This window comes from Kitasatospora sp. NBC_01560 (assembly GCF_045208415.1).
Classification (GTDB): domain Bacteria; phylum Actinomycetota; class Actinomycetes; order Streptomycetales; family Streptomycetaceae; genus Kitasatospora.
The window spans coordinates 8,204,320-8,228,127 of sequence record NZ_CP109364.1 but is presented as its reverse complement, the minus strand read 5'-3'; the positions used below and the strand labels follow the sequence as shown (position 1 = coordinate 8,228,127).

Here is a 23,808-nt window from a genome sequence, read left to right as displayed (position 1 = left end):
CCGGCGGCGGTGCGGGGTGACGCCCCGGGGCGGGGTCAGACGCCCACGGGCTCGCGGGCCGCGGGCTCCCCGGGGGCGGGCTGCGCCGTCCGGCGGGCCGCCGCCGCCCGGGCGCGTTCGCGCAGGCCGACCAGGTCGTCCGGTTCGGCGTCGGGCACGTCCCGGTCGAACCGGGCCAGCGCCGGCAGCCGCAGGCCGACCGCCACCAGGGCGAGCATCGCCAGGCCGAACAGCAGGTACATCAGCGCGACGCCGCGCCCGGGCCCCGTCCCGATCAGCGGGCCGAACACGCCGGCGAGCGCGCCGCCGTCGTCCATCAGCGGGCCGAACAGCGAGGCGCCGAGCGGGGCGATCACGCCGTGGCCGAGCGGCAGGGTGGACCACGCCACCAGGGTGTTGAGCGCGAACACCCGGCCGTGGAACCGCTGCGGCACCTTGACCTGCACGATGGTCGAGTAGACACCGTTCACCAGGGAGAGCGCGAAGGACATCCCGAACGCGCCGGCGGCGATCGCCCAGAGGCCGGCGTGCAGGCCGGTGAGCGCGCAGGCCGCCGAGAGCAGCGCGGCCAGGCCCAGCATGCCGCGCAGCCGGTGCCGGCGCGGCCCGCCCCAGAAGCCCATCGCGATGCCGCCGAGCAGCGCGCCCGCGCCGCCCGCCACGGCCACCCGGGCGGCGCCGTTCAGGTCGGAGAAGGCCAGCACCATCGGGGTGACCAGCAGGAACAGCGGGGAGAGGAAGACGTTCAGGCCGGCGAACCAGAGCAGCATCGAGCGGAAGCCCCGGTTGCGCCAGGAGTACTCGAAGCCGTGCTTGATCTCCTCGGTCAGCGACTCGCGGCGCGTCCACGGCAGCGTCCGCGGGAACTTCACCGCGAGCAGGATGCCGATCGCCACCGTGTAACTCACCACGTCGATGATCAGGATGCCGCGCAGGCCGATCGCGGCCATCAGCGCCACCGCCACCAGCGGCACGACGAACTGGGCGGCTCCGAAGGCCAGTTGGACGATGCCGTTGGCGTGCCCGAGATACTGCTTGGGCACGATCTGGGGCACCGCGGAGGCGTAGGCGAGCCGTTGGAAGGTGAGCGCCACCGAGAGCACCCCGAGCAGGACGTAGATCTCCCAGGAGTGCAGCTGCCCGGCGAGCAGCAGGGCGAGCATCGCGGCCTGGGTGGCGCCCGCGGCGACGTCCCCGGCCAGCATCACCTTCCGGCGGTCCAGCCGGTCCACCAGGGCGCCGGCGAGCGGGCCGACCAGGATGCCGGGCAGCATCGCGATCACCGCGTAGAGCGCGTAGCGGGCCATCGAGCCGGTCTCCAGCAGGATCCAGACCGGCAGCGCGAACTCGGTCAGCGCCGAGCCGGTGATCGAGACCAGCTGTCCGGCCGCGACGGCCAGGAAGCGCCGCATGCTCGGCTGCGGGCCGTCCTCGGCCGGCTCCCCCGCCGTCCGCCCCGATGTCTCCCCCGCCGTCGCCGTCCCCGTCCCCGTTGCCACCGCCGGCTCCCCGGCCGGGGCGGGCGGGCCGGTCTCGCCGTGGAACCACCAGGAGGAGTCCGGCCTCCGGGCGGGCAGCCGGTCCGTCTCGCCGGCCAGGACGGCCCGGTGCACGGTGGTGACGGCCTCGGCGACTTCGTCCGCGCGGTACTTGACGAAGAAGTGACCGCCCTGGTCGAGCACCGCGACGGCGGACCGCTCGGCGAGCAGCAGCCACTCGCGGTAGCGCTCCTGGTAGAAGTCGGCGGCCGGGTCCCGGTCGCCGACCAGCGAGACCAGCGGCGCCCGCAGCCGTGGGGCGCCCGCCTCGACCTCGGCGATCGCCCGGGTGAAGTACTCCTCGGCAGCCTTGGAGTCGCGGCGCATGTTCCCGACGATGAACCGGACCTGGTCCTGGTCCAGCTCGGAGGTGTCGACGCCCATGCCGGTCAGCCAGTTGACGTAGACCCGGTCGCCGAGCAGCGGCTCCAGCGAGGCCACCTTGCTCAGCACGGTGAGCACCCTGCTCGGCGGCGCGGCGAACGGGAACTGCGCACCGGCGTAGACGGCTTCGAGCTCGCGGCCGGAGGCCTCCAGCAGCCTGGCGGTGGCCACCGCCAGGGCCGTGCCGACGCCGCAGTGTCCGTAGACCACCACCGGTCCCTCGACCCGCTCGCGGACCTCCTGGGCCAGCTGCCCGGCCAGTTCGTCGAAGGGCAGGTGCTGCTCGGTGACGCCCACGTCGTGGCCGGGGATGGCCACCGCCCACAGCTCGGTGTCGGCCGGCAGCAGGTCGGCGACCGGCTGGTAGACCACCGCGCTGCCGCCGCCGTACGGGACGCAGACCAGCGTGAGCCGGCGGCGTTCCGCGGGGACGGGCCGGGTGAGCCGGTGCAGCAGCTTGCGCGGGCCGCGGGCCTGCTCGGAGAGGTCGGCCAGGGCGGCGAGGTCGCGCACCGTCCGGGCGGTGAAGAGGTCCATCACGCTGATCGGGCGGGCGCCGGCCTCGGCGAGCCGCTTGCGGGCCTTCGCGACCACCTGGGTGGCGAGCAGCGAGTGGCCGCCGAGGTCGAAGAAGTCCTCGTCGGTGCCGACCTCGGGCAGGCCGAGCACCTCGGCCCAGATCGCGGCGAGCACCCGCTCGGCAGCGGTTTCGGGCTGCTGCACCCCACCCCCGGCGCGGCGCAGCTTCGGGGCGGGCAGGGCGCGCCGGTCGAGCTTGCCGTTGGGGGTGAGCGGCAGCGCCGCCAGCACCGGGAAGGCGGTGGGCACCTGGTGGTCGGGCAGCGAGAGCTTGAGGGCGGCGCGCAGCGCGGCCGGATCGGGCTCCTCGGTGCCCGGTTCGAGGACGAGGTAGCCGATCAGGCGCTTGTCGCCGGGGTTGTCCTCGCGGACGACCACGGCGGCGTCGGCGATGCCCGGCCGGGCGCGGAGCAGGGCCTCGGTCTCGCCGGGCTCGATCCGCAGGCCGCGGATCTTCACCTGCTGGTCGATCCGGCCGAGGTGCTCCAGGGCGCCGTCCGGGCGGCGGCGGGCGAGGTCGCCGGTGCGGTAGAGCCGGGAGCCGGGCGGCCCGTACGGGTCGGGGACGAAGCGGGCGGCGGTGAGGCCGGGGCGGCGGTGGTAGCCGAGGGCCACGGCGGTGCCGCCGATGTGCAGTTCGCCGGGGGCGCCGGGCGGGACGGGCCGCAGCGCGGCGTCCAGGACGTGGAGCCGGGTGTTGTCGATCGGCAGCCCGATCGGCACGGTCTCCAGCGGGCCCTCGCACTCCCAGGCGGAGACGTCGACGGCGGCCTCCGTCGGGCCGTACAGGTTGGCCAGCCCGCAGCCGGGCAGCCTGGTGGTGAACTCCCGTGCGGTGTCCGGCGGGAGGGCCTCACCGCTGCACACCACGCGGCGCAGTCGGGTGCACTGCTCGACGCCCTCCTCGGCGAGGAAGACGGTGAGCATGGCGGGCACGAAGTGGGCGACGGTGACCCCGGCCCGGGCGATCAGGTCGCGCAGGTAGCCGGCGTCCTTCTGCCCGCCGGGCTTGGCCAGGACGAGCCGGGCGCCGGTGGCCAGCGGCCAGAAGAACTCCCAGACCGAGACGTCGAAGCCGGCCGGGGTCTTCTGCAGGACGGCGTCACCGGGGCCGATCCGGTAGGTGTCCTGCATCCAGCGCAGCCGGTTGGCGATGCCGCGGTGGGTGTTGGGCACGCCCTTGGGGCGTCCGGTGGAGCCGGAGGTGTAGATCAGGTAGGCGGTGTCGCCGGGCAGCGGGCCGGCCGGGCGGGCCTTCGCCCGCGGCCACTCGGCCGGGTCGTCGAGCAGCAGGACCTGCGCGGTGCAGCCCTTGGGGATCGGCAGCCTGCGCTGGGTGAGCAGCACGGGCGCGGCGCTGTCCGCGAGCAGGAAGGCGAGCCGCTCGGCCGGGTACTCGGGCTCCAGCGGGGTGTAGCCGGCGCCGGTGCGCAGCACGCCGAGCAGGCCGGCGACCAGTTCGGGCGAGCGCTCCGCGCTGACCGCGACCAGAGTGCCGGGGCCGACCCCCTCGGCCGCCAGCCGGGCGGCGATCCGGTCGGCGGCGGCGTCGAGCTGACGGTACGTCAGGGCCGGCGCGTCCTCGAAGGCGACGGCGACGGCGTCCGGGGTGCGGGCGATCTGCTCGGCGATCATCCCGGTCAGCGTGACGTCCGGCCGGTCCACCGCCGTCCGGTTGAACTCCTCGATCTCGAAGGCGCGTTCGTCCGCGTCGAGGCCGTCCAGGGTGGACAGCGGCGCGTCCGGGCGGGCGGCCAGGGCGGCCAGCAGCCGGCCGAAGTGGGAGCCGAGCCGGGCGATGTCCTCCTCGGCGAAGAGGTCGGTGTTGTAGTTGAACGCGCCGATCAGGCCGTCCGGCCACTCCTGGAGGAACAGCTCCAGGTCGAACCTCGTCCCGCTGGCGCGGACGCCGAACGGCTCGATCTCCAGCGGGAACTCACCGAGGGTGTCGAGGACGTTCGCGTAGTTCTGGACGGCCAGCACGGCCTGGAAGACCGGCGGCCGGCTGACGTCGCGCGGCGTCCTCAGCTCGGTGACCAGCTGGGCGAAGGGCAGCTCCTGGTGGGCGTAGGCCTCCAGGCAGGTCTCCCGGGTGCGGCGGAGCAGCTCGGTGAACGAGGGGTCGCCGCCGAGCCGCGCGGGCAGCGCCAGCACATTGACGAACATGCCGACCAGCGTTTCGAGTTCGGGCTCGGGCCGGCCGGCGATGGGCGAGCCGACGGCGAACTCGGTCTGCCCGCTGAAGCGCGCCAGCAGCGCCTGGAAGGCGGCCAGCAGCACCATGTAGAGGGTGGCGTCGCGCTCCTTGCCGAGCGCCGTCAGCGCGTCCAGCAGCTCGCGCTCGATGCGGAAGCCGTGGCCGGCGCCGACGAAGGTCTGCTGCGGCGGGCGGGGCCGGGAGAACGCCAGCTCCAGCGGTTCGACGCCGGCCAGTTCGCGGGCCCAGTGGGCGACTTCGTCGGCCAGCCGGTCGCCGCTCAGCCGCTCCCGCTGCCAGATCGCGAAGTCGCCGTACTGGACGGCGAGTTCCGGCAGCGGGTCGGCCTGCCCGGCGGCGTAGGCGGCGTAGCCGCGCAGCACCTCGCCGACCAGCACCTCGCTGGACCAGCCGTCGCTGACGCTGTGGTGGACGACCAGCAGCAACAGGTGGTCGTCCACGGCCAGCCGGACGAGCAGGGCGCGCAGCAGCGGCCCGGCCTCCAGGTCGAACGGGACGGCGGCGGCCGCGTCGACCAGCCGGCCGGCCTCCTCCTCGTCCGCCGCGTCGGCGGTGGCCAGGTCGAACGGCGCCGGGTCGGCGATCTCCAGCACCGGGCGGCCGTCCTCGGTGGCCGGGTAGCGGGAGCGCAGCGTCTCGTGCCGGGCGACGACGGCGTCCAGCGCGCGGCGCAGCGCGGCGGTGTCCAGCGGGCCGCGCAGCCGGCGGGTGACCGGGATGTTGTAGGCGGCGGTGCCGGGCGCGAACTGCTCCATGAACCAGAGGCGTTCCTGGGCGAAGGAGAGCGGCACCGGGCTGCCCTCCGGCCGGCGGGGCACGGCCTGCTTCGGGGCGGTGCGCGTCCTGAGGCGGCGGCTGAGCAGCTCGCGCTTGGCCGCGGAGAGCCGGGCGGCGGGGGCCTGGCCCGCGGGGGCCTGCCCGGCCTGCTCCTGCCCGGCCTGCTCCTGCCCCGGTGCGTCCTGCCCGGCCGGGGCCGGGTCCACCGGGGCCCGGCCTGCGGGGAGCGCCCCCGCTCCGGCGGCGGGGGTGGGGGTGTCGGTGCTCATGACGGCGTGTTGGTCCCTTCCGGGGAGTCCTGCGCGGCGAGCAGTTCCTCGACGGCGTCCTCGGACAGCTCGTCGAGTTCGGCGACCAGGGCGGCTTCGACGGCGTCGGCGAAGGCGGCCACGGTCCGGTGGGTGAAGAGCGTGCGCAGCGGCACGGCGAGGTCGACGGCCGAGCGGATCCGGGCGACCACGCGGGTGGCCAGCAGGGAGTGGCCGCCGAGGTCGAAGAAGTCGTCCAGCGCGCCGACGCGGTCCCGGCCGAGCACCTCCTGCCAGACCTCGGCGACCAGCTCCTCCGCCTCGGTGCGCGGGGCCAGGTAGGCGGCGCGCAGCTCGGGGCGGCTCTCGGGGGCGGGCAGGGCCCGTCGGTCCAGCTTGCCGTTCGGGGTGAGCGGCAGTGCCTCCAGCAGCAGCAGGACGTTCGGCACCAGGTGGGCGGGGAGGGTCGCGGCGAGCCCGGTGCGCAGTGCCTCCGGCTCGGGGGCCGGCCCGCCGGCGGCGGGGACGACGTAGCCGACCAGGGCGTCGCCGCGGACGGTCACCACGGCCTGGCCGACGCCGGGCAGGGCCAGCAGGGCGCTCTCGGTCTCCCCGGGCTCGACCCGGAAGCCGCGCACCTTGATCTGGCTGTCGATCCGGCCGAGGAACTCCAGCGCGCCGTCGGCCCGGCGGCGGACGAGGTCTCCGGTGCGGTAGCGGCGGGCGCCGGGCGGGCCGTCGGGGTCGGGGACGAACGCCCGGGCGGTGGCGCCCGGCCGGCCCAGGTAGCCGTAGGTGACGCCGTCACCGCCGACCACCAGCTCGCCCGGGGTGCCGGGCGGCACCGGGTGGCCGTACCGGTCGAGGACGGCCACGGTGGTGGCGCCGATCGGGCGGCCGATCGGCGGGCGGGCCGCGGCGTCGGCGGCGCCGAGCTCGGCGGTGGTGGCGATCACCGTGGTCTCGGTGGGCCCGTAGGAGTTGACCACCCGGACGGTGTCGCCGAACCGCGCCCGCCAGGCGGCGACGGCCTCCGACCGCACCTGGTCGGCGCCGAGGACCAGCAGCCGCAGCCCGGCCGGCCACGGCGTGGCCTCCAGCTCGACGACCAGCTGGTGCCAGTACGGGGTGGGCAGGTCGAGCACGGTGAGCCCGGCGGCGGAGGGCTCGGCGAGCTGCTCGGGCAGGGCGGCGCCCGGCTCGGCCACCACCAGCGCGGCGCCCGCGGCGAGCGCCGGGAACACCTCCTCCGCGCAGGTGTCGAAGGAGAGCGAGGCGAACTGCAGCACCCGGTCCGCGGCGGTGATGCCGTAGCCCTCGCGCATCCAGGCGACCCGGGCGGCCAGCGCGCGGTGCGGCACCAGGACGCCCTTGGGGGTGCCGGTGGAGCCGGAGGTGTAGACCAGGTAGGCCGGGTCCTCGGCGCGCACGGCGGCGCTCCCGGCGATCGGCGCACCGCCGTCGGCCGTCGCCGCGAGCACCGGGACGTCCGCCGGCAGCTGCTCGGCCGGCCGGCCGTCGGCGGTGACCAGCACCTTCGCGCCGCTGTCCGCGAGCATGAAGGCGAGCCGCGCGGCCGGGTACTCCGGATCCAGTGGCAGGTAGCCCGCGCCGGCCCGCCAGGCGGCCAGCATGGTGACCACCGCCCGCGGTCCGCGCGGCAGGCAGAACGCGACCACGTCCCCGCGGCGCACCCCGGCGGCGGCCAGCCGGCCGGCCAACCGGGCCGACTCCTCGGCCAGCTCGGCCCGGGTCAGCCGCTCGTCCCGGCTCTCCAGGGCGAGCGCCCCCGGGGCCGCGGCGGCGGCGAGGTCGATCGCGGCGAGCACCGTCGCCGGGTGCGGCGGCACGGCGGGGCCGGCCGTCTGCGCGGACACCGCGGCGCGCTCCTCCGCGTCCAGCAGCGCCAGCCGGTGGACGGGCGTCTCCGGCGCGGCCAGCGCGTCCCGCAAGAGCGTGTCGAACCAGCGGCCGAGCCGGGTGACCGCGGCCTCGTCGAGCAGCTCCGTCCGGTGCCCGAAGATCGCCAGCAGGTCGTCGCCGTCCCACCGGACGTCGAGGGCGAGGTCGAACTTGGCGGCCGAGTACCCGCCGTCGAGCTCGGTGCAGCGCAGGTCCGCGAAGGCGTGCTCGTCCAGCGCGCCGCCGCTCTGGGTGTGGACGGTCAGCAGGGTCTGGAAGACCGGCGTGCGGCCCGGGTCCCGCTCGATCCGCAGCTCCTCGGTGAGCTGCTCGAACGGCACCTGGCTGTGGCCGAGCGCGCCGAGCCAGCCGGAGCGGGTGCGCTTCAGCAGCTCGGCGAAGGTCGGCGCACCGCCGGCGGAGCCGGGCGAAACGTCCGCGCGCAGCACCAGGGCGCTGGAGAAGTAGCCGACCGTCCGCTCGGCCTCGACGGTGCTGCGGGCGGCGGTGGGCACACCGATGCAGAAGTCGTCCTGGCCGGTGCAGCGGTGCAGCAGCGCCTGGTAGGCGGCGGCCAGCACCATGAACGGGGTGAGCCGGCGGGCCCGCGCGAAGGCGCCCAGCTCCGGGCCGAGGCCGCGCAGGATCCGGGTGTGGAACGCCCCGGCGCTGCTCGGGTGGGTGGGCCGGGGCCGGTCCGGCGGCAGCTCCAGCGCGGGAGCGCCGGCCAGCCGGTCGCGCCAGTAGGCCAGCGCGTCCGATGCGTCCGGGCCGGCCAGCCGGGCCCGTTCGGCCGCGGCGTGCGCCAGGTAGGAGGGCGGCTCCGGCAGCTCCGGCACCCGCCCCGCCCGGTGGGCGGCGTAGCGCTCGGCGAGCTCGGTGCGCAGCAGGCCCAGGGACCAGCCGTCGGCGGCGATGTGGTGGACGACCAGGCAGAGCACGTGCTCCTGCTCCCCGGTCCGGAACAGTGCGGCGCGCAGCAGCGGACCGGCCGCGAGGTCGAAGCCGCGGTTGGTGCGCTCGGCGAGGGCGGCGGGCAGCCGGTGCGGCTCGGCGCGCAGGTCGACCTCGTCCAGCGGGAGCGGCGCCGGCGGGTCGACCAGGACGACCGGCCGGCCGTCCTCGTGGGGGAACCTGCTGCGCAGCGCCTCGTGCCGGGCCACCGCGCCGTCGAGGGCGGCCCGCAGCGCGGCCGGCTCCAGGGCGCCGGTGAGCCGCAGCGCGAGCGGGATGTTGTAGGAGGGGTCGCCCGGGTCCAACTGGTCCAGGAACCAGAGGCGTTCCTGACCGACGGTGAGAACGGCGGCCGCGGCGCCGGGCCCGGCCGCAACCCCGCCGGCCGGCCCCGCGGAGTGCGGGGCCGGCTGCCGGGCCGACTGCGGGGCCGACTGCTGGGCGGAGCCGTGCTCGGCCGCGTGGACGTGCGTGGTCATGGTGCTCCTCGTTCCCGCCCCGCGCGTCCGAACGACGACAGGGCTCGGGCATGGCTCGACCGCGTGCCCTGTCGGTGGGAGGGAGCTGCGCGCTCGGCGAGGCGGCGGGCCCCCGTACGGCCGCCGCAGTGCGGATCATGCTAGGGAGCGGCGTCGCCGAGCGTCAATGGTCTGGACCAGCTATCCGCGACCGGACTTCCGCCACGGCGCGGAGCCGTCCCCGGACGGTCTCCCACCTGCCTGTGGCCCGCCTGTGGCCCGCCTGTGGCCTGACGGGCCGTTGACACCCGCGGGTGTGAGTGATTGAGTACTCACATGAAGAACGAACGACCCCGCCAGCTGTCCACGGCCGAGGAACGCCGCGAGACGGTGCTCCGCACCGCCATCGGAGCCTTCGCCTCGCGGGGGTACTTCGGGACCACGACCACCGAGGTCGGCAAGGCCGCCGGCATCTCCCAGGCCTACGTCTACCGGCTCTTCCCCAACAAGGAGTCACTGTTCGTCGCCGTCGTCGAGCACTGCTTCACCCTGGTCCGGGGCAGCCTGGAACGCGGCGCGGCGCAGGCCGGCGGCAGCGCCCCGGAGGCCGCCCTGCACGCGATGGGCGAGGCCTACGCCAAACTGATCAGCGACAACGACGTGATGCTGGTCCAGCTGCACGCCCAGGCCGCGGCGGTCTCCGAGCCGGCGATCCGGGAGGCGGTGCGGGCGGGCTACGCCCGGCTGGTCGAGTACGTCCGGGGCGCGTCCGGCGGCGACGAGCGGCAGGTCCAGGAGTTCTTCGCCACCGGCATGCTCTGCCACCTGCTGGTGTCGATGGGGGCGGAGCAGGTCGACGCACCCTGGACCCGCACCCTGATGGCCGGCATCACGCACTACTAGCGGCCGTCCGGCCCACCCCGGGTCCGCCCCGGGTCTGCCCGACAGCGGCCCGCCCCCGGCGGGGTCCCATCGCACTCCCGTGCGGTCCGGCACCCCGCCCTCTCTTCGGCCTCATGAGTGAGTGGTCGACCACACATAGGAGTACAGCGGTGAACGCAAGCAGCAGGGAGCCGGCCGTACGGCCCCGCGCCGCACTCGCGGTGCTGGCCGGGGCCCAGTTCGCGGTCGTCCTGAGCACCTCGATCGTCAACGTCGCCCTCCCCGCCGTCCGGGACGGCATCGGCCTCTCCGACGGCGGCATGTCCTGGGTGGTCAACGCCTACGGGCTCGCCTTCGGCGCCCTGCTGCTGCCCGGCGGCCGGGCCGCCGACCTCTTCGGCCGCCGCCGCGTCCTGCTCGCCGGCCTCGCACTCTTCTCCGTCGCCGCCCTGACGGCCGGGCTGGCCACCACCCCCTGGCTGCTGCTCACCGCCCGCACCGTGCAGGGCGCCGGGGCGGCGGCCGTCGCACCCGCGGCGCTCGCCCTGGTGATGCAGCTCTTCCCGCCCGGGCCCGGCCGCGGCAGGGCGCTGGCCGTCTGGGGCGCGGTCTCCGGGGCGGGCGGGGCCGCCGGGGTGCTGCTCGGCGGCGTGCTCACCGAGAGCCTCGGGTGGCCGTGGGTGTTCCACGTCTCGGCGGCCGGCGCCGCCCTCGTCCTCGGCGGCACCGTCCTGCTCGTCCCGCCCGGCAGCACCCCCGCCCCCGACCTCCGGCGCCTCGACGCCGGCGGCGCGGCCACCGCCGCGCTCGGCCTGACCGCCCTGGTGTACGGATTCACCACCGCCGGGCGGGCGGGGTGGGGCTCGGCGCCCGTGCTGCTCGCCCTGGGGGCCGTCGCCGTGCTGCTCCCGGTGTTCCTGCTGCTGGAACGGCGCCACCCCGAACCGCTCCTCCCCCGCCGCCTGTTCGCCACCGGCCCGGTGGCGACGGCCAACCTGCTGATGGCCCTGCTCGGCTCGGTCTGGGTCGGCGTCTTCTACTTCCTCCCGCTCTACCAGCAGCAGGTGCTCGGCGCCGGACCGCTGGTCGCCGGCCTCTCCCAGCTGCCGCTCGCCGCCGCCAACATCGCCGGCTCGGCGATCGCCCCCCGGCTCGCCGCCCGGACCGGACCGGCCACCGCGCTCGCCGTCGGCCTGCTCGCCCTGGCCGGCGGACTGCTCTGGCTCTCCCGCATCGCCGCCGACGGCAGCTTCACCGCCGACCTGCTCGGCCCCACCCTGCTCACCGGCCTGGGCCTCGGCATCGCCTTCGTCCGGCTCACCGGCGCTGCCGTCACCGGAGTACCCGCCGCCGACGCGGGGCTGGCCGGCGGCCTGGTGAACACCGCTCGGCAGCTCGGCGGCGCCCTCGGCCTCGCCCTGCTGGGCAGCCTCGCCGCCTCGGCCACCGCCGGGTACGCCGCCCACCACTCCCGGACGGAGGCCCTCACCGAGGGCTACCGGACGGCCTTCCTCGCCGCCGCCCTCGTCATCGCCGCAGCGACGGCGCTCACGCCCCGCCTCGCCCGCCGCACCGCTGCTGCCGGCCCGGCCCTCCGGCCCGCGCCACCCACCGCGCCCACCGCGCCCACCGCGCCCACCGCGCCCACCGGCCACTGAACCCGTTCCGCCCCGACCGACCCGCTCCACCCCGACCCGCTCCACCCCGACCCGAGGAGAGATTCCGATGACCCTGCACACCATCGACGAGACCGCCCCCGCCATCGTCCGCCTCAGCACCGTGATCCACGCCCCGCTCGCCGTCGTCTGGTCCCTGCACACCGCCGTCGACTCCTGGGCCGACTGGCTCCCGGACGTCGACCGGGCCCGGCTGGACGCCCCACTCGCCACCGGCGTCTCCTTCCGCTGGCAGACCCACGGCCTCGACATCACCTCGACCGTCCACGAGCTGGTCCCCGGCGTGCGGATCGTCTGGGGCGGCCCGGCCAACGGCATCGACGGCGTCCACGTCTGGACCTTCGAGGAGACGGACGGCGCGGTCACCGTCCGCACCGAGGAGTCCTGGGCCGGTGCGCCCGTCGAGGCACAGCCCGCCGAGCTGGAGGCCGCGCTGCGAGCCTCGCTGGAGAGCTGGCTCGGCCACCTCCAGGCCGAGGCCGAACGCCGCTGAACCGCCGCTGCCGCTACCGGCGGCGCCCCCACCCCGCCCGGCCGTCCGCACCCCACGCACCCCGCCCCGTTGCTCCGGAGGAGCCCGCCATGACCACCGTCCTGCCGCCCTACCTGACCGGCCACTACACCCCCGTCACCGACGAGGCCACCGCCACCGGACTCACCGTCGAGGGCCACCTGCCGCCCGAGCTGACCGGCCGACTGATCCGCAACAGCCACAACCCCAAGCCCGGTGTCACCCCCACCCACTGGTTCAAGGGCAGCGGCATGGTGCACGGCATCCGGCTGCGCGAGGGCCGCGCCGAGTGGTACCGCAACCGCTGGGTGCACACGCCGGCGCTGGACGGCGCCCCGTACCTGACCGAGCACGGGCCCGACCTGACCGCCTCCACCGCCGGCACCCACGTCATCGAGCACGGCGGCCGCCTCCTCGCGCTCTGCGAGTCCGCCCTCCCGTTCGAGCTGACGCCCGAGCTGGAGACGGTCGGCGCCTTCGACTGGAACGGCCGGCTCACCTCCGCGATGACGGCCCACCCCAAGGAGGACCCGGCCACCGGCGAGCTGCACTTCTTCGCCTCCTCGCCCTTCCCGCCCCACCTGATCCACCACGTCTCCTCCCCCGACGGCACGGTGCTGACCAGTCAGGAGGTGCCGGGCGCGAGCGCCGCGCTCAAGCACGACTTCGCGATCACCGAGCACTACGTGGTCTTCCTGGAGGGCTCCGTCACGCTCGACCTCTCCGACCACTCCGGCATCCCCTACGGGTGGAGCGACGAGCAGCCGGCCCGGATCGGCGTCATGCCGCGCGGCGCCGGCGGCGCGGCGAAGGTCCGCTGGCTCCCGCTGCAGCCCGGCTACGCGATGCACCTCGCCAACGCCTACGAGGACGCGGCCGGCCGGATCGTCGTCGAGGGCCCGTCGGTGGGCCGGGAGGGCTGGCAGCGCTCCTGGAACTGGTGGGTCGGCGCCCCGGACCGCGGCGCCGAGCCCAACTCCGGCTCCCGCAGCCGCCGCTGGATCGTCGACCTGGCCGCCGGCGCCGTCCGGGAGGAGCAGACCGACGACCTCACCGTCGAGTTCCCGACCATCAACGAGGCGTTCCTCGGCCGCGAGCACCGCTACCAGTACGCGCTGTCCTTCCCCGACGACCGCGGCGTCGGCAACCACACCCTGGTCAAGTACGACCGCCGCACCGGCGGGCGGCAGCTGCTGCCGGTCGGCACCGGACAGCTGCCGAGCGAGGCCGTCTTCGTCCCCGCCGCCGGCGCCGCCGACGAGGACGCGGGCTACCTGCTGACCGTCGTCAGCGACCTCAACGCGAACGCGTCCAAGCTGCTCGTCCTGGACGCCTCCGACCTCTCCGCCTCGCCGGTCGCCACCGTGCACCTCCCGCGCCGGGTGCCGGCGATGATCCACGGCTCGTGGATCCCGGACGCCGACCTGGCCTGACCCGGCGCGGCCCTCCCCGGCCCACCCGGCCCACCCGGCCAGACCCGGCCTACTCTGACCCCACCCGGCTCCACCCGGCCGGACCTGATGCGGACCTCCCCCACCGCGTCCGGTCCGGCCCCGGGCGTCCCGGCGGCCGGGGCCTCCGAAGACCGCGTGTAACGCTCCTGAGCGCCCGAGCCAAGTAGAGATGTCAGGCAGTGCTCGTCGTCCCAAGGAGTCATCCGTGTCAGCGGAGCATCCGATAGCACCACCCTCGCGAGACCCGGCGGCGTTCGCCGTGTTCTACCAGCAGCAGTTCGACACCGTGCTCGGCTTCGTCACCCGGCGCACCGACAGTGTCCACCTGGCGGCCGATCTGACGGCCGACATCTTCCTGACGGCGCTGGAGCAGGCGGACAGCTACGACCCCCGCCGCGGCGCGCCCGTCGCCTGGCTGTACGGCATCTCCCGCAACGTCCTGGCCTCGCACTTCCGCGGCAATGTCCGCGAGCGGGGCGCGGTGGCCAGGATCGCCGGTCAGCGGATGCTGGACGATCAGGACGTGTCCGCGATCGAGTCGCGCATCGACGCGGCCCGCGCCGCCCGCGGGCTGGCCACCCGGCACGCCGCCCTGTCCGAGCCGCTGCGCGCCGTGCTGGATCTGGTGGCCGTCGACGGCCTGCCCGTCCGCGAGGCCGCCAAGGCGCTGGGCATCAGCGCGGCCACCGCCCGGGTGCGGCTGCACCGGGCCCGCAAGGCCCTTCAGAACGTCACCCCGCAGAACGTCACCCCGCAGACCGGCGCCACCACCGGCGCCACCGGCACCACGTCCGTGAACGCATTCCTGGAGGCCGCCTCGTGACCACGCCCCTGAACTTCCAGCAGCAGCTCGGCGCCGAGCTGACCGCCCGCGCCGCGGACCTGCCCGCCACCGCCACCGCCGGCACGGGCCCGGTCCGGCCGCGCCACCTCCGCAAGGTGGTGGCGACCGGGCTCGGCCTGGCCGCCGCGGCCACCGCGGTCGTCCTGATGCCGCACACCGGCACGGACTCCGGTCCGCAGGCCGGCCCCACCGTCGCCCAGCCGGTCGGCGGCAGCCCGGCCTCGGTGCAGCTCACCACCGCCTCCTACTCGGTGACCCCCAACCAGGACGGCACCGTCTCCTTCCGGCTGATCGGCGCCGAGTGGACCGGGCTCCAGGACGCCCTGCGCTCGGTGGGCGTGCCCGCGCTGGTCATGACGCCTTCGGCCTCCTGCCACACCCCGGTGACCACCGACGGCAGCCGGCTGGAGTCGGTGATGTCGCTGGATCCCCAGAACGGCCGCATCGCGATCCTGCACCCCGGCGCCATCCCGCCCGGCGAGAGCCTGCTGCTGCTCAACAGGACCCCCCAGGGTGCGGCACAGGCGGACACCGTCGGGAACCTGGAGATCGCGCTGACCAAGGAGACTCCCGCCTGCTACCCGCTCTCCCAGACCAACGGGGTCGGCGTGGGCTGAACCGCCCCCGCGCGCTCCGCAGCGCATGACCGTGCCCGCCCCGGCCGCACCGCCGGGGCGGGCACGGTCATGCCCGGGCGGCCTGCACGGTGTCCAGCGCCGGGGCGAGGACGGCGAAGGCGCGGTCGAGCAGGACGGCCGGATCCTCGGCGCCGTCGCTCCCGCTCCACCGGCGCAGCACCGCGTCGAAGGCCGTCAGGGCCATCCCGGCGGCGAGCGGCGGGTAGAGGGCGGTGGCCGGGTCGAGCCCGAGGCGGCCCGCCAGCTCCGCCGCCAGCTCCTCGCGCCACTGCGCCTGGCGCTCCAGGAAGCGGGCGAGCAGGGCGGGGGTGCGCAGGATCAGCTGCACCACGCGCAGGGCCCGGCCACCCTCCCGGTCGCCCTGGTCGTGGCGGTCGTGGCGGTCGTGCCGGATATCCCGGACGTCCCGGCCGGCCCCGTCGGCCCCGTCGGAGCAGGCGGCGAGGGAGATCCAGACGGCGTGCCGCAGTGCGGTGGAGGGGCGTTCCCCGGCCGGACGGGCCGCCAGCTCCGCGCACATCCCCGGGCCGAGGTCGGCGAGGACTTGGACGACCACGTCCTCCTTGGAGGCGAAGTACCGGAAGAAGGTCCGCTTGGAGACGCCGGCCGCGGCCGCGATCTCGTCGATCGTGACGGCGTCGAACCCCTTCGCGGCCAGCAGCTCCAGGGCCGCTTCGGCCAGCTCGGTGGAGACCAGCCGGCGCTTGCGCTCGGCCATGGTCAGTTCGGGGCGGGGGATCACCGGGTCATGGTAGCGCGATGCCTCGGACGGCACTCGGGCGCGTCTTGACACCAAGTGACATGACCGACAGCATGTGCCATATGACAGCGCATCAGCACTGGACCACCGACCGGATCCCCGACCAGAACGGCAGGCTCTTCGTCGTCACCGGGGCCAACAGCGGTCTCGGCCTCGCCACCACCCGCGCCCTCGCCCGCCGCGGCGCCCGGGTCGTCCTCGCCGTGCGCGACGAGCGCAAGGGCCACCGGGCCGTCGAGCAGCTCGCCGCCGAACAGCCGGGCGCGGGGCTCGCCGAGCGGCTGGAGGTCCGCCGGCTCGACCTCGCCGACCTCGACTCGGTCCGCGCCTTCGCCGGCGGCCTGCGCACCGACGGCCGCCGGCCCGACGTCCTGGTCAACAACGCCGGGGTGATGGCCCCGCCGCACACCCTCAGCCCGCAGGGCCACGAACTCCAGTTCGCCGCCCACCACCTGGGCCACTTCGCGCTCACCGGGCTACTGCTCGACCTCCTCGCCGAGGGGCGTGACCCCCGGGTGGTCACGGTCAGCTCGATCAACCACCGGCGGGGCCGGATCCACTACGACGACCTCGACGGCCGGCAGCACTACGCGCCGATGGCCTTCTACAACCAGTCCAAGTTCGCCAACGCCGTCTTCGGCCGCGAGCTGCACCTGCGGCTCACCGCGGCCGGCAGCCCCGTCCGGAGCCTGCTCGCCCACCCCGGCTTCACCGCCACCAACATCGTCACCGACGGCCCGACCGCCCTCTACCGCCTGCTCTTCGGCCGCCTCGCCCGCCCCCTCGCCCAGCCGGCCGACCGCGGCGCGCTCCCGCAGCTCTACGCGGCCACCGCCCCCGACGCCGCGGGCGGCGAGTTCCTCGGCCCCGCCGGGTACGGCGAACTCCGCGGCGCCCCGGCCCGGGTGGAGCTCTCCCCGGCTGCCGCCGACCCCGCGACCGGCCGCCGCCTCTGGGAGCTGTCCGAGCGGCTCACCGACGTCCGGTACGCCCTGCCCGCCCCCGCCCGACAGCCCTGACGGGCCGGCGCCGGTCGCGGATCCACCACCACCGGCACGACCGGCACGACCCGCTCGCCGAACGACCGCTTTCCCGTGCCGTCCTGACGGAATGGGAGCCCGGTCGTCCCGGTTCCAGGGAGAGCCCGCCGGGGCCCGCCCGGTCAAGGCACCTGCAGAGAGAAGACGTGACGATGCGTGCCGTCATCCTGTCCGAGTACGGTGGCTCCGACGTGCTCCGCGTCGCCGGAGTCCCGACCCCCGAGCCGGGCGACGGTCAGATCCGCATCCGGGTCGCGGCGGCGGCGCTGAACCCCGCCGACGCCCTGATCCGCTCCGGCGCCCTGGCCTCGCGCGTCCCCGCGCGGGACCACTACGTTCCCGGTCTGGACGTCGCGGGGACGGTCGACGCCCTGGGCGGTGAGGTCCGCGGCTTCGCGGTCGGCGACGCCGTGATCGGCCTGTCCGACTGGCCGGACACCCAGGCGGGCACGCACGCCGAGTACGTCGTCCTGCCCGCCACCGCCGTCGCCGCCGCACCCCGGCACGCGAGCCCCGTCCAGGCGGCGACACTCCCGCTGAACGGACTCACCGCCTGGCAGGCACTGGACGGGCTCGCCCCGGCCGACGGCGCCACGGTGGCGGTCACCGGTGCGGCGGGCGCCGTCGGCGGCTACCTCGTCGAGCTCGCGGCCGCGCGCGGACTGCGGGTGGTCGCCGTCGCCGGGGCCCGGGACGAGGAGCTGGTCCGCACGTTGGGGGCCCACGTCTTCGTCCCGCGCTCCGAGGACCCCACCGCGGCGATCCGCGCAGCCGTGCCCGGCGGGGTCGCCGGGCTGGTCGATGCCGCGGCGCTGGGCGGCCCGGTGATCGGCGCGGTGGAGGACGGCGGCACGTTCATCAGCGTTCTCGGGGCCGGCCCGGCGGCGGAGCGCGGGATCCGGGTCTCGCAAGTCCGGGTGCACAGCGACGGGGTACGGCTCGCCGAGCTGGCTGCGCTCGCGGACGCCGGCGCCGTCACCCTGCGGGTGGACCGGACGATGCCCTTCACCGAAGCGGCCGCGGCCCACGACGCGCTGGCCTCGCGCGGCCTGCGCGGGCGCATCGTCCTCGTCCCCTGAGGGAGCCGCACGCCGGCGGAGAACCGGGGGCCGGACACCGAGCCTCCGGCTCTCTGATCCCCGGCCTCCGGTCCCCGGTTCTCCGGTTCTCCGGCTCTCCGGTTCTCCGGTGCGGCGGGCGGCTACTGCGCCGCCGTCGCCGCCGGGATGTCCACCCGGGCGGCCCGGCGGGCCGGCCCGAGCGAGGCGGCCAGCGCGCCCGCCAGGGCGACGAGCACCCCGAGCGCGAGGCGCCCCCACGGGAGGACCGTCGTGTAGCCCACGACGTGCTCCTGGAGGGTGCGGCCCAGCGCCCAGCCCAGGAAGACGCCCATCACCGTGCCGAGCGCGGCACCCAGCCCGCCCAGCAGCAGCGCCTCCAGCCGGATCATCCGGGCCACCCCGGCGCGGTCCAGGCCGAGGGCGCGCAGCGTGCCGATCTCCTTCCGGCGTTCGAGCACCGACATCGCCAGGGTGTTGGCGACACCCAGCCCGGCGATCGCCAGCGCCATGCCGAGCAGCGCGTGGAAGACGTCGAGCTGGTCGTCGATGCCGCCGCTGTCCCGGGCCCGGACGGCGTCCCGGTCGAGGACGGCCAGGGCAGGGTTGTCACCGAGCGCGTGCGTGACCAGGCCGAGCGCGGCCGGGCCGGGCCCGCCGTCCGTCGCGACCAGGATCCCCGCCGTGAACGGGGCGGCGTCGTACCGGGCGACGAGCGCGTCGGGTGCGGTGATGCTGGGCAGCAGGTTGCTCTGCTCGTCCGCCCGGTAGACGGCACCGACGGTCACACTGCCGTGCTGGTCGTCCCGCCGCTGGAGCGGCAGCACCTGCCCGACGTGCCAGCCGGCCTGCTTCGCCTTGAAGTCGGCCACCGCGATCTGCCCCTCGGCGAGGCGGCCGAGCGAGCCCTCCACCACGTCGAGGCGCAGCAGCCGCCCGATGGTGGCCGGGTCGACGCCGGTCAGGACGGCCGAGGTGCCGGCCAGCCGGTAGCCGGTGGACTGGTTGAGCGGGCTCACCGCGGCGCCGGGCAGCGCCTTCAGCGGCTCGGCGGTGGCGGGGGTCATCCGCAGGCCGCCCTCGGCGGGCTTCACCAGGTAGTCGGCGGCGAGGTCGTGGGTGGTCGCGCGGTCGAGGTACCGGGTGGCGGAGGCGCCGAGGACGGAGAGGCCCGAGGCGAGCGTGAGCGCGATGGCCAGCGCCGCGGCGGTGGCCCCCGTACGGCGCGGATCGCGCACGGTGTTGCGCGCGGCGAGGTCCCCGTGCACCGGCTGCAGACGGATCAGCGGCGGCCGGAGCAGGGCGACGAACGGCCGGGACAGCAGCGGGATCAGCGCGAGCGTCCCGGTCAGGGCCAGAACCGCGCCCAGGCCGATGACCGTCCGGGCGTCCTTCCCCGCGGCCGTCGCCCCGTACCCGACCGCGGCCGTGCCGGTGACCAGCAGGACGACGCCGGCCGCGGTGCGCAGCGACCCGGCGCGCGCAGGGGCGGCGGCCTCGGCCGCACCGAGCGCGGCGACGGGCGGAACCGCCATGGCGCGCCTGATCGGGAGCCAGCCGGCCACCATCGGCAGGGCCGTGCCGACCAGCAGCGCCGTGACCGCCGTGCCCGGGGTGAGGACCAGCGGACCGGCCGGAGCGTCGGCCGGGGCGAAGAACTCCCGGAGCAGGACGGCCGCCCCGGTGCCGGCGGCGAGGCCGACCGCCGAAGCGATCACGCCGAGGACGAGGGACTCGGCCAGCAGCAGGCGGCGCACCTGCCGGCGCGAGGCGCCGACCGCCCGCAGCAGCGCCAGCTCCCTCGTGCGGCGGGCGACGAGCATGGTGAAGGTGTTGGAGATCAGGAAGGTGGCGACGAACACGGCGACCGCGGCGAAGCCCAGCAGGATCTGGCTCCGGGTGTCGCCGTCACCGGTGGCGAGGCCGGTCCTGATCTGCGCGAGGCGCTCGCCGGTGACCGCCCCGGCGCCCCGGGGCAGCACCGCCTCGACCCGGCCGAGCAGCTCCTGCCGGTCGGCGCCGGACGCGGCCGTCAGCTCGACGTGCTGGAAGAGGCCCGGCCGGAGGAAGAGCCGCTGGGCGGTGCCCCCGGTGAACAGCGTCAGGCTGCCGCCGGGCGGGATCCGCATCCCGTCGGTGCGGAAGACCCCGCTGACGGTGTACCGGGCCGCGCCCTGGTCCGTGCCGACGCGCACCGCGTCGCCGACCCGGTAGCCGCCCTTCGCGGCGGTGGCCTCGTCGAGCGCGATCGCGTCGTCGCGGGCCGGACCGGCCCCCCGGGTGAAGCGGTACGCCGGGTCCGTGCCGTCCGCCCCCGGGGCGAAGTTGCCGCCCCGGTGGGACGGCCCGTCGCCGAGCGGCCGGCCGCTGCGGTCGGCGACGGCGGCGAAGCCGTCGATCCGGCCCGCGGCGCCGGCCACCCCGGGGAGTGCGGCCAGGACGCGGACGGTGGCGGCGTCGATGCCGGGCGGGCCGGCGGGTGCGGTGGGTGGGGCGGGTGAGGTGGTGGCGGGCGGGCCGGCGGGCGGGGTGGCGGCGGGCGCGGCGTCAGGATCGGCCTCGGCCGCGACGTCGACGGCGATGCGGTCGAAGCCGTCGGTCGCCCGGGCGGCGGCGGCGCGGCTCAGGCTGTCGCCGAAGACGAGGCTGCCGGTGACGAAGGTGACGCCGAGCACGACCGCGAACGCGGTCAGCAGCAGGCGGGCCTTGTGCGCGAACACGTTGCGCAGCGCGGTACGGAACAACACGGTGGCGGGTCCAGGGGAGGCGGGCTCGGCGGGTGCGAGCAGGCGGGTGCGAGCGGGCGAGTGTGGGGCGGACGGGCGGGGGGTGCGCCAGGCGTCAGGTCGTGCGCGAGCGGGCGTCGAAGGCCTTCATCCGGTCCAGCACCCGGTCCGGCGTCGGGTGCGCCATCTCGTCGACCAGCCGTCCGTCGGCCAGGAAGACGACCCGGTCGGCGTACCCGGCGGCCACCGGGTCGTGGGTGACCATGACCACCGTCTGCCCCAGCTCGCGCACCGACTCCCGCAGGAACCCGAGGACTTCGGCCCCCGCCCGGGAGTCGAGGTTCCCGGTCGGCTCGTCACCGAAGACGATCGACGGCCGGGAGACCAGTGCCCGGGCCACCGCGACCCGCTGCTGCTGCCCGCCCGACAACTGCCCGGGCCGGTGGTCCAGACGCTGCGCGAGGCCGACCATCGACACCACCCGGTCCAGCCACTGCCCGTCGGGCCGACGGCCGGCGATGGCCGTCGGGAGCGTGATGTTCTCCAGCGCGGTCAGCGTCGGCAGCAGGTTGAACGCCTGGAAGACGAACCCGATCCGGTCGCGGCGCAGCTGCGTGAGCCGCCGGTCGTCGAGCGACCCCAGCTCGGTGGTGCCGATGCGCACCGAGCCCGAAGTGAACGAGTCGAGCCCCGCCGCACAGTGCATCAGCGTGGACTTGCCGCACCCCGAAGGCCCCATGATCGCGGTGAACTCACCCTCCCGGAAGGCGAGGCTGACACCGTCCAGCGCGACGACGCGGGTGTCCCCGCTGCCGTAGACCTTCGACAGGTCGGTGACCTCGGCGGCGATCCCCGCCGCCGGGCGCGGACCGGGCGCGGCAGGGGCGAACGGGGGGACGAGCGGATCGGCGATCACGGGGGCTCCTCTTCGGGTGCGGAACGGTGCACTTCGAAGGGTGTCCGGGGGACGTATCGGAGCCTGGGCCACCGTGTATCGGCGCGCACTCCGCTGCGTAGCAGTTCCGCCTCGGGGCCGGTCGGCGCTGCGGCCGGTCAGCAGTGGGGCCGGTCAGCGCTGCGGCCGCTCCGGCCCGACCGGGGCCGGACCCGGCAGGCGCAGGGTGGCGACGGCGCCGCCGTCCGGGGCGTTGGCGAGGAGCAGCTCGGCCCCGAGCAACCGGGCCTGTCCCAGGGCGATGGTCAGCCCCAGGCCGTGCCCCGAGCCACGCGCCGACGCCCCCGTGTGGAAGCGGCGCGGCCCGTCGGCCAGCAGCTCCCGGGGGAAGCCGGGCCCGTGGTCGCGCACGACGACCGTCCGGCCCTCCACCGTCACCTGCACCGGGGCCGCCCCGTGGCGGTGGGCGTTGACGACGAGGTTGCCGACGATCCGTTCGAGGCGGCGCGGGTCGGTCTCCACGGTCTCCGCCGTCACCGCGCCCGATCCGTCGGCGGCCTCGGCGGCGGCGGTGACCTCAGCGACCTCGGTGACCTGGCCGACCTCAGCGACCTCGGCGTCGAGGCCGGTGCGCGCCACCGCCTCCGCGACCACCGCACCGAGCGGCACCCGGGCCCGGACGGGCCGTTCGGCACCGGCGTCCAGCCGGGAGATCTCCAACAGGTCCTCGACCAGGCCGCGCAAGTCCCGCACCCGGGCCCGGAGCAGGTCCTCCGTCTCGCCGGCCGGCAGCAGGTCCACCGCTGCCAGCAGACCCCCGACCGGCGTCCGCAACTCGTGGGCCACGTCCGCGGTGAACCGGCGCTCGATGCGCAGCCGCCGCCCGAGGCTGTCCGCCATCAGGTCGACGGTGGCGGCGATGTCCGCCACCTCGTCACGCCCCGCGGTGGGGCCGGTCCGGGCGTCCAGGTCACCCGCGGAGATCCGGGCCGCCGTCTCCGAGACCAGCCGCAGCCGCCGGCCGAGCAGCCCGGCCCCGTACACCGCCAGCGGCGTGGCCGCCGCCAGCGCGACCAGCGAGGCCACCGCCATGACGACGTCCAGCCGGTGCAACTCGTGCAGCTCCGTACTCATGTTGACCTGGACGGCCAGCACCCGGCTCCCCGGCCCGTCGACCCGCTGCGCGGCCCAGACGCTCGGACCGAGGTTCCCGGCGACGTAGCCGTCGTAGGCCGCGTGCCGGTCCCCGTCCGCGGGCTGCCGCAACGCGGCGGGCAGCTCAGCGGGGTCGAGCCCGGCACCGTCCGTGAGGGTCCCGGTGCGGCGGTAGGTGTCCATCGCCGAGTAGAGCCGGTTCAGCGCCTGTGCCTCCGCCCGGCTCCGGATGTCCCGCGCCGTCCACACGTGCACCAGCACGCCCACCGCCGCCACCACCAGGCAGGCCGTGGCCGCGGCCAGCGCGGCGATCTTCCAGCGCAGCGAGAGACGCGCCGGGCGCAGCCGCTCCCGCACCGTTCCCACCCCGCTCAACGCCTGAGCTTGTAGCCGAAGCCGCGGACCGTCTCGATCCGGTCCCGCCCCAGCTTGCCGCGCAGCCGCTGCACGCACAGGTCCACCACCCGGCTGTCCCCGTCCCAGCCGTACTCCCAGACGTCCCGCAGCAGGGTGTGCCGCTCCAGCACGATGCCCGGGTGGGCGGCGAACTCCAGCAGCAGCTTCAACTCGGTCGGGGTGAGCGCCACCGGACGCCCCGCGACCGAGACCTCCAGGCCGCCGGTGTCGATGCGCAGGTCCCCGAAGACCAGCACCGCCCCCTCGGGCGCCGTCGCCGCGGCTTCCGCCTCCACCCCCGGCGCCAGGACGGGCGCGTACGTCGCCCGGCGCAGCAGCGACCGGATCCGCGCCACCAGCACGTACGTGTCCACGGGCTTCACCACGTAGTCGTCCGCGCCCGCCTCCAGCCCGGCGACGACGTCGAGCCCGTCCCCACGGGCCGACATCATCAGTACGGGCACCAGGCTGGTCTCCCGGACCTTCCGGCAGAGGCCGATCCCGTCCAGCCCCGGCAGCATCACATCCAGGATCAGCAGGTCGAAGCTCTCCTCCCGGAACAGCTCCAGCCCCGTCAGCCCGTCCGCCGCCGTCCGCACCGAGTAGCCGTAACGCTCCAGCGCCACCGCGAAGGACCGCCGCATCAGCTCGTCGTCCTCCACCATCAACACGCGAACGGCCGGCGGCGGGCCCGGAGCAGGGGCGGACGAGGACA

The 23,808-nt window shown here is 76.0% G+C and carries 15 protein-coding genes; 8 read left to right on the top strand and 7 right to left on the bottom strand.

The annotated features are described in order from the left end of the window. Positions 1-35: 35 nt before the first annotated feature. Both OH807_RS35570 and OH807_RS35565 read right to left on the bottom strand, forming a co-directional pair. Complete coding sequence (locus OH807_RS35570) at positions 36-5,765, bottom strand: amino acid adenylation domain-containing protein (RefSeq protein WP_406207783.1); 5,730 nt, start codon at positions 5,763-5,765, stop codon at positions 36-38. Next, the gene (locus OH807_RS35565) at positions 5,762-9,079 is read right to left on the bottom strand and encodes an amino acid adenylation domain-containing protein (protein WP_406207780.1); all 3,318 of its coding nucleotides are present in this window, start codon (positions 9,077-9,079) and stop codon (positions 5,762-5,764) included. Before OH807_RS35565 ends, OH807_RS35570 begins: the two co-directional genes overlap by 4 nt. Positions 9,080-9,394: 315 nt before the next feature. On the opposite strand from OH807_RS35565, the gene OH807_RS35560 reads away from it, so the two are divergent. The 6 genes from OH807_RS35560 (at position 9,395) to OH807_RS35535 (ending at position 15,042) form a co-directional block, all read left to right on the top strand. Next, on the top strand, positions 9,395-9,961 hold the full coding sequence (locus OH807_RS35560) for a TetR/AcrR family transcriptional regulator (RefSeq protein WP_406207777.1): 567 nt from the start codon (positions 9,395-9,397) through the stop codon (positions 9,959-9,961). A 149-nt stretch (positions 9,962-10,110) separates the two neighbouring features. Continuing rightward, positions 10,111-11,598: an MFS transporter gene (locus tag OH807_RS35555; protein ID WP_406207774.1), complete on the top strand. Its 1,488-nt coding sequence runs from the start codon at positions 10,111-10,113 to the stop codon at positions 11,596-11,598. A gap of 67 nt (positions 11,599-11,665) precedes the next feature. Beyond that, positions 11,666-12,109: an SRPBCC family protein gene (locus tag OH807_RS35550; protein WP_406207772.1), complete on the top strand. Its 444-nt coding sequence runs from the start codon at positions 11,666-11,668 to the stop codon at positions 12,107-12,109. 89 nt (positions 12,110-12,198) lie between these two features. Continuing rightward, positions 12,199-13,560 (top strand): carotenoid oxygenase family protein, encoded by a 1,362-nt coding sequence (locus OH807_RS35545; protein WP_406207769.1) that lies wholly within the window; start codon positions 12,199-12,201, stop codon positions 13,558-13,560. A gap of 226 nt (positions 13,561-13,786) precedes the next feature. Next, positions 13,787-14,404 carry an RNA polymerase sigma factor gene (locus OH807_RS35540; protein WP_406207766.1) on the top strand — a complete coding sequence of 206 codons (618 nt, stop codon included), beginning with the start codon at positions 13,787-13,789 and terminating at the stop codon, positions 14,402-14,404. Then, the gene (locus tag OH807_RS35535) at positions 14,401-15,042 is read left to right on the top strand and encodes a hypothetical protein (protein WP_406207764.1); all 642 of its coding nucleotides are present in this window, start codon (positions 14,401-14,403) and stop codon (positions 15,040-15,042) included. Before OH807_RS35540 ends, OH807_RS35535 begins: the two co-directional genes overlap by 4 nt. 67 nt (positions 15,043-15,109) lie before the next feature. On the opposite strand, the gene OH807_RS35530 is transcribed toward OH807_RS35535, so the two are convergent. Further along, entirely contained in the window at positions 15,110-15,781 is a 672-nt protein-coding gene (locus OH807_RS35530; RefSeq protein ID WP_406211355.1) for a TetR family transcriptional regulator, read from the bottom strand. Between the two features lie 104 nt (positions 15,782-15,885). On the opposite strand from OH807_RS35530, the gene OH807_RS35525 reads away from it, so the two are divergent. After that, entirely contained in the window at positions 15,886-16,842 is a 957-nt protein-coding gene (locus OH807_RS35525; RefSeq protein WP_406207761.1) for an oxidoreductase, read from the top strand. A 173-nt stretch (positions 16,843-17,015) separates the two neighbouring features. Continuing rightward, entirely contained in the window at positions 17,016-17,942 is a 927-nt protein-coding gene (locus OH807_RS35520) for an NADP-dependent oxidoreductase (RefSeq protein WP_406207759.1), read from the top strand. Positions 17,943-18,064: 122 nt separating this feature from the next. Here OH807_RS35520 and OH807_RS35515 read toward each other — a convergent pair whose 3' ends face one another. The 4 genes from OH807_RS35515 to cseB all read right to left on the bottom strand — a co-directional run bounded on the left by OH807_RS35515 (position 18,065) and on the right by cseB (position 23,758). Further along, on the bottom strand, positions 18,065-20,668 hold the full coding sequence (locus OH807_RS35515) for an FtsX-like permease family protein (RefSeq protein WP_406207756.1): 2,604 nt from the start codon (positions 20,666-20,668) through the stop codon (positions 18,065-18,067). Positions 20,669-20,762: 94 nt separating this feature from the next. Next, positions 20,763-21,497, bottom strand: a complete 735-nt coding sequence (locus OH807_RS35510; RefSeq protein WP_406211354.1) for an ABC transporter ATP-binding protein — start codon at positions 21,495-21,497, stop codon at positions 20,763-20,765. 219 nt (positions 21,498-21,716) lie between these two features. After that, the gene (locus OH807_RS35505) at positions 21,717-23,072 is read right to left on the bottom strand and encodes a sensor histidine kinase (protein WP_406207753.1); all 1,356 of its coding nucleotides are present in this window, start codon (positions 23,070-23,072) and stop codon (positions 21,717-21,719) included. Next, a complete protein-coding gene (gene cseB / locus OH807_RS35500) occupies positions 23,069-23,758 on the bottom strand; it encodes a two-component system response regulator CseB (protein WP_406207750.1) in 690 nt (229 codons plus the stop codon). Before cseB ends, OH807_RS35505 begins: the two co-directional genes overlap by 4 nt. Positions 23,759-23,808 lie beyond the last annotated feature (50 nt).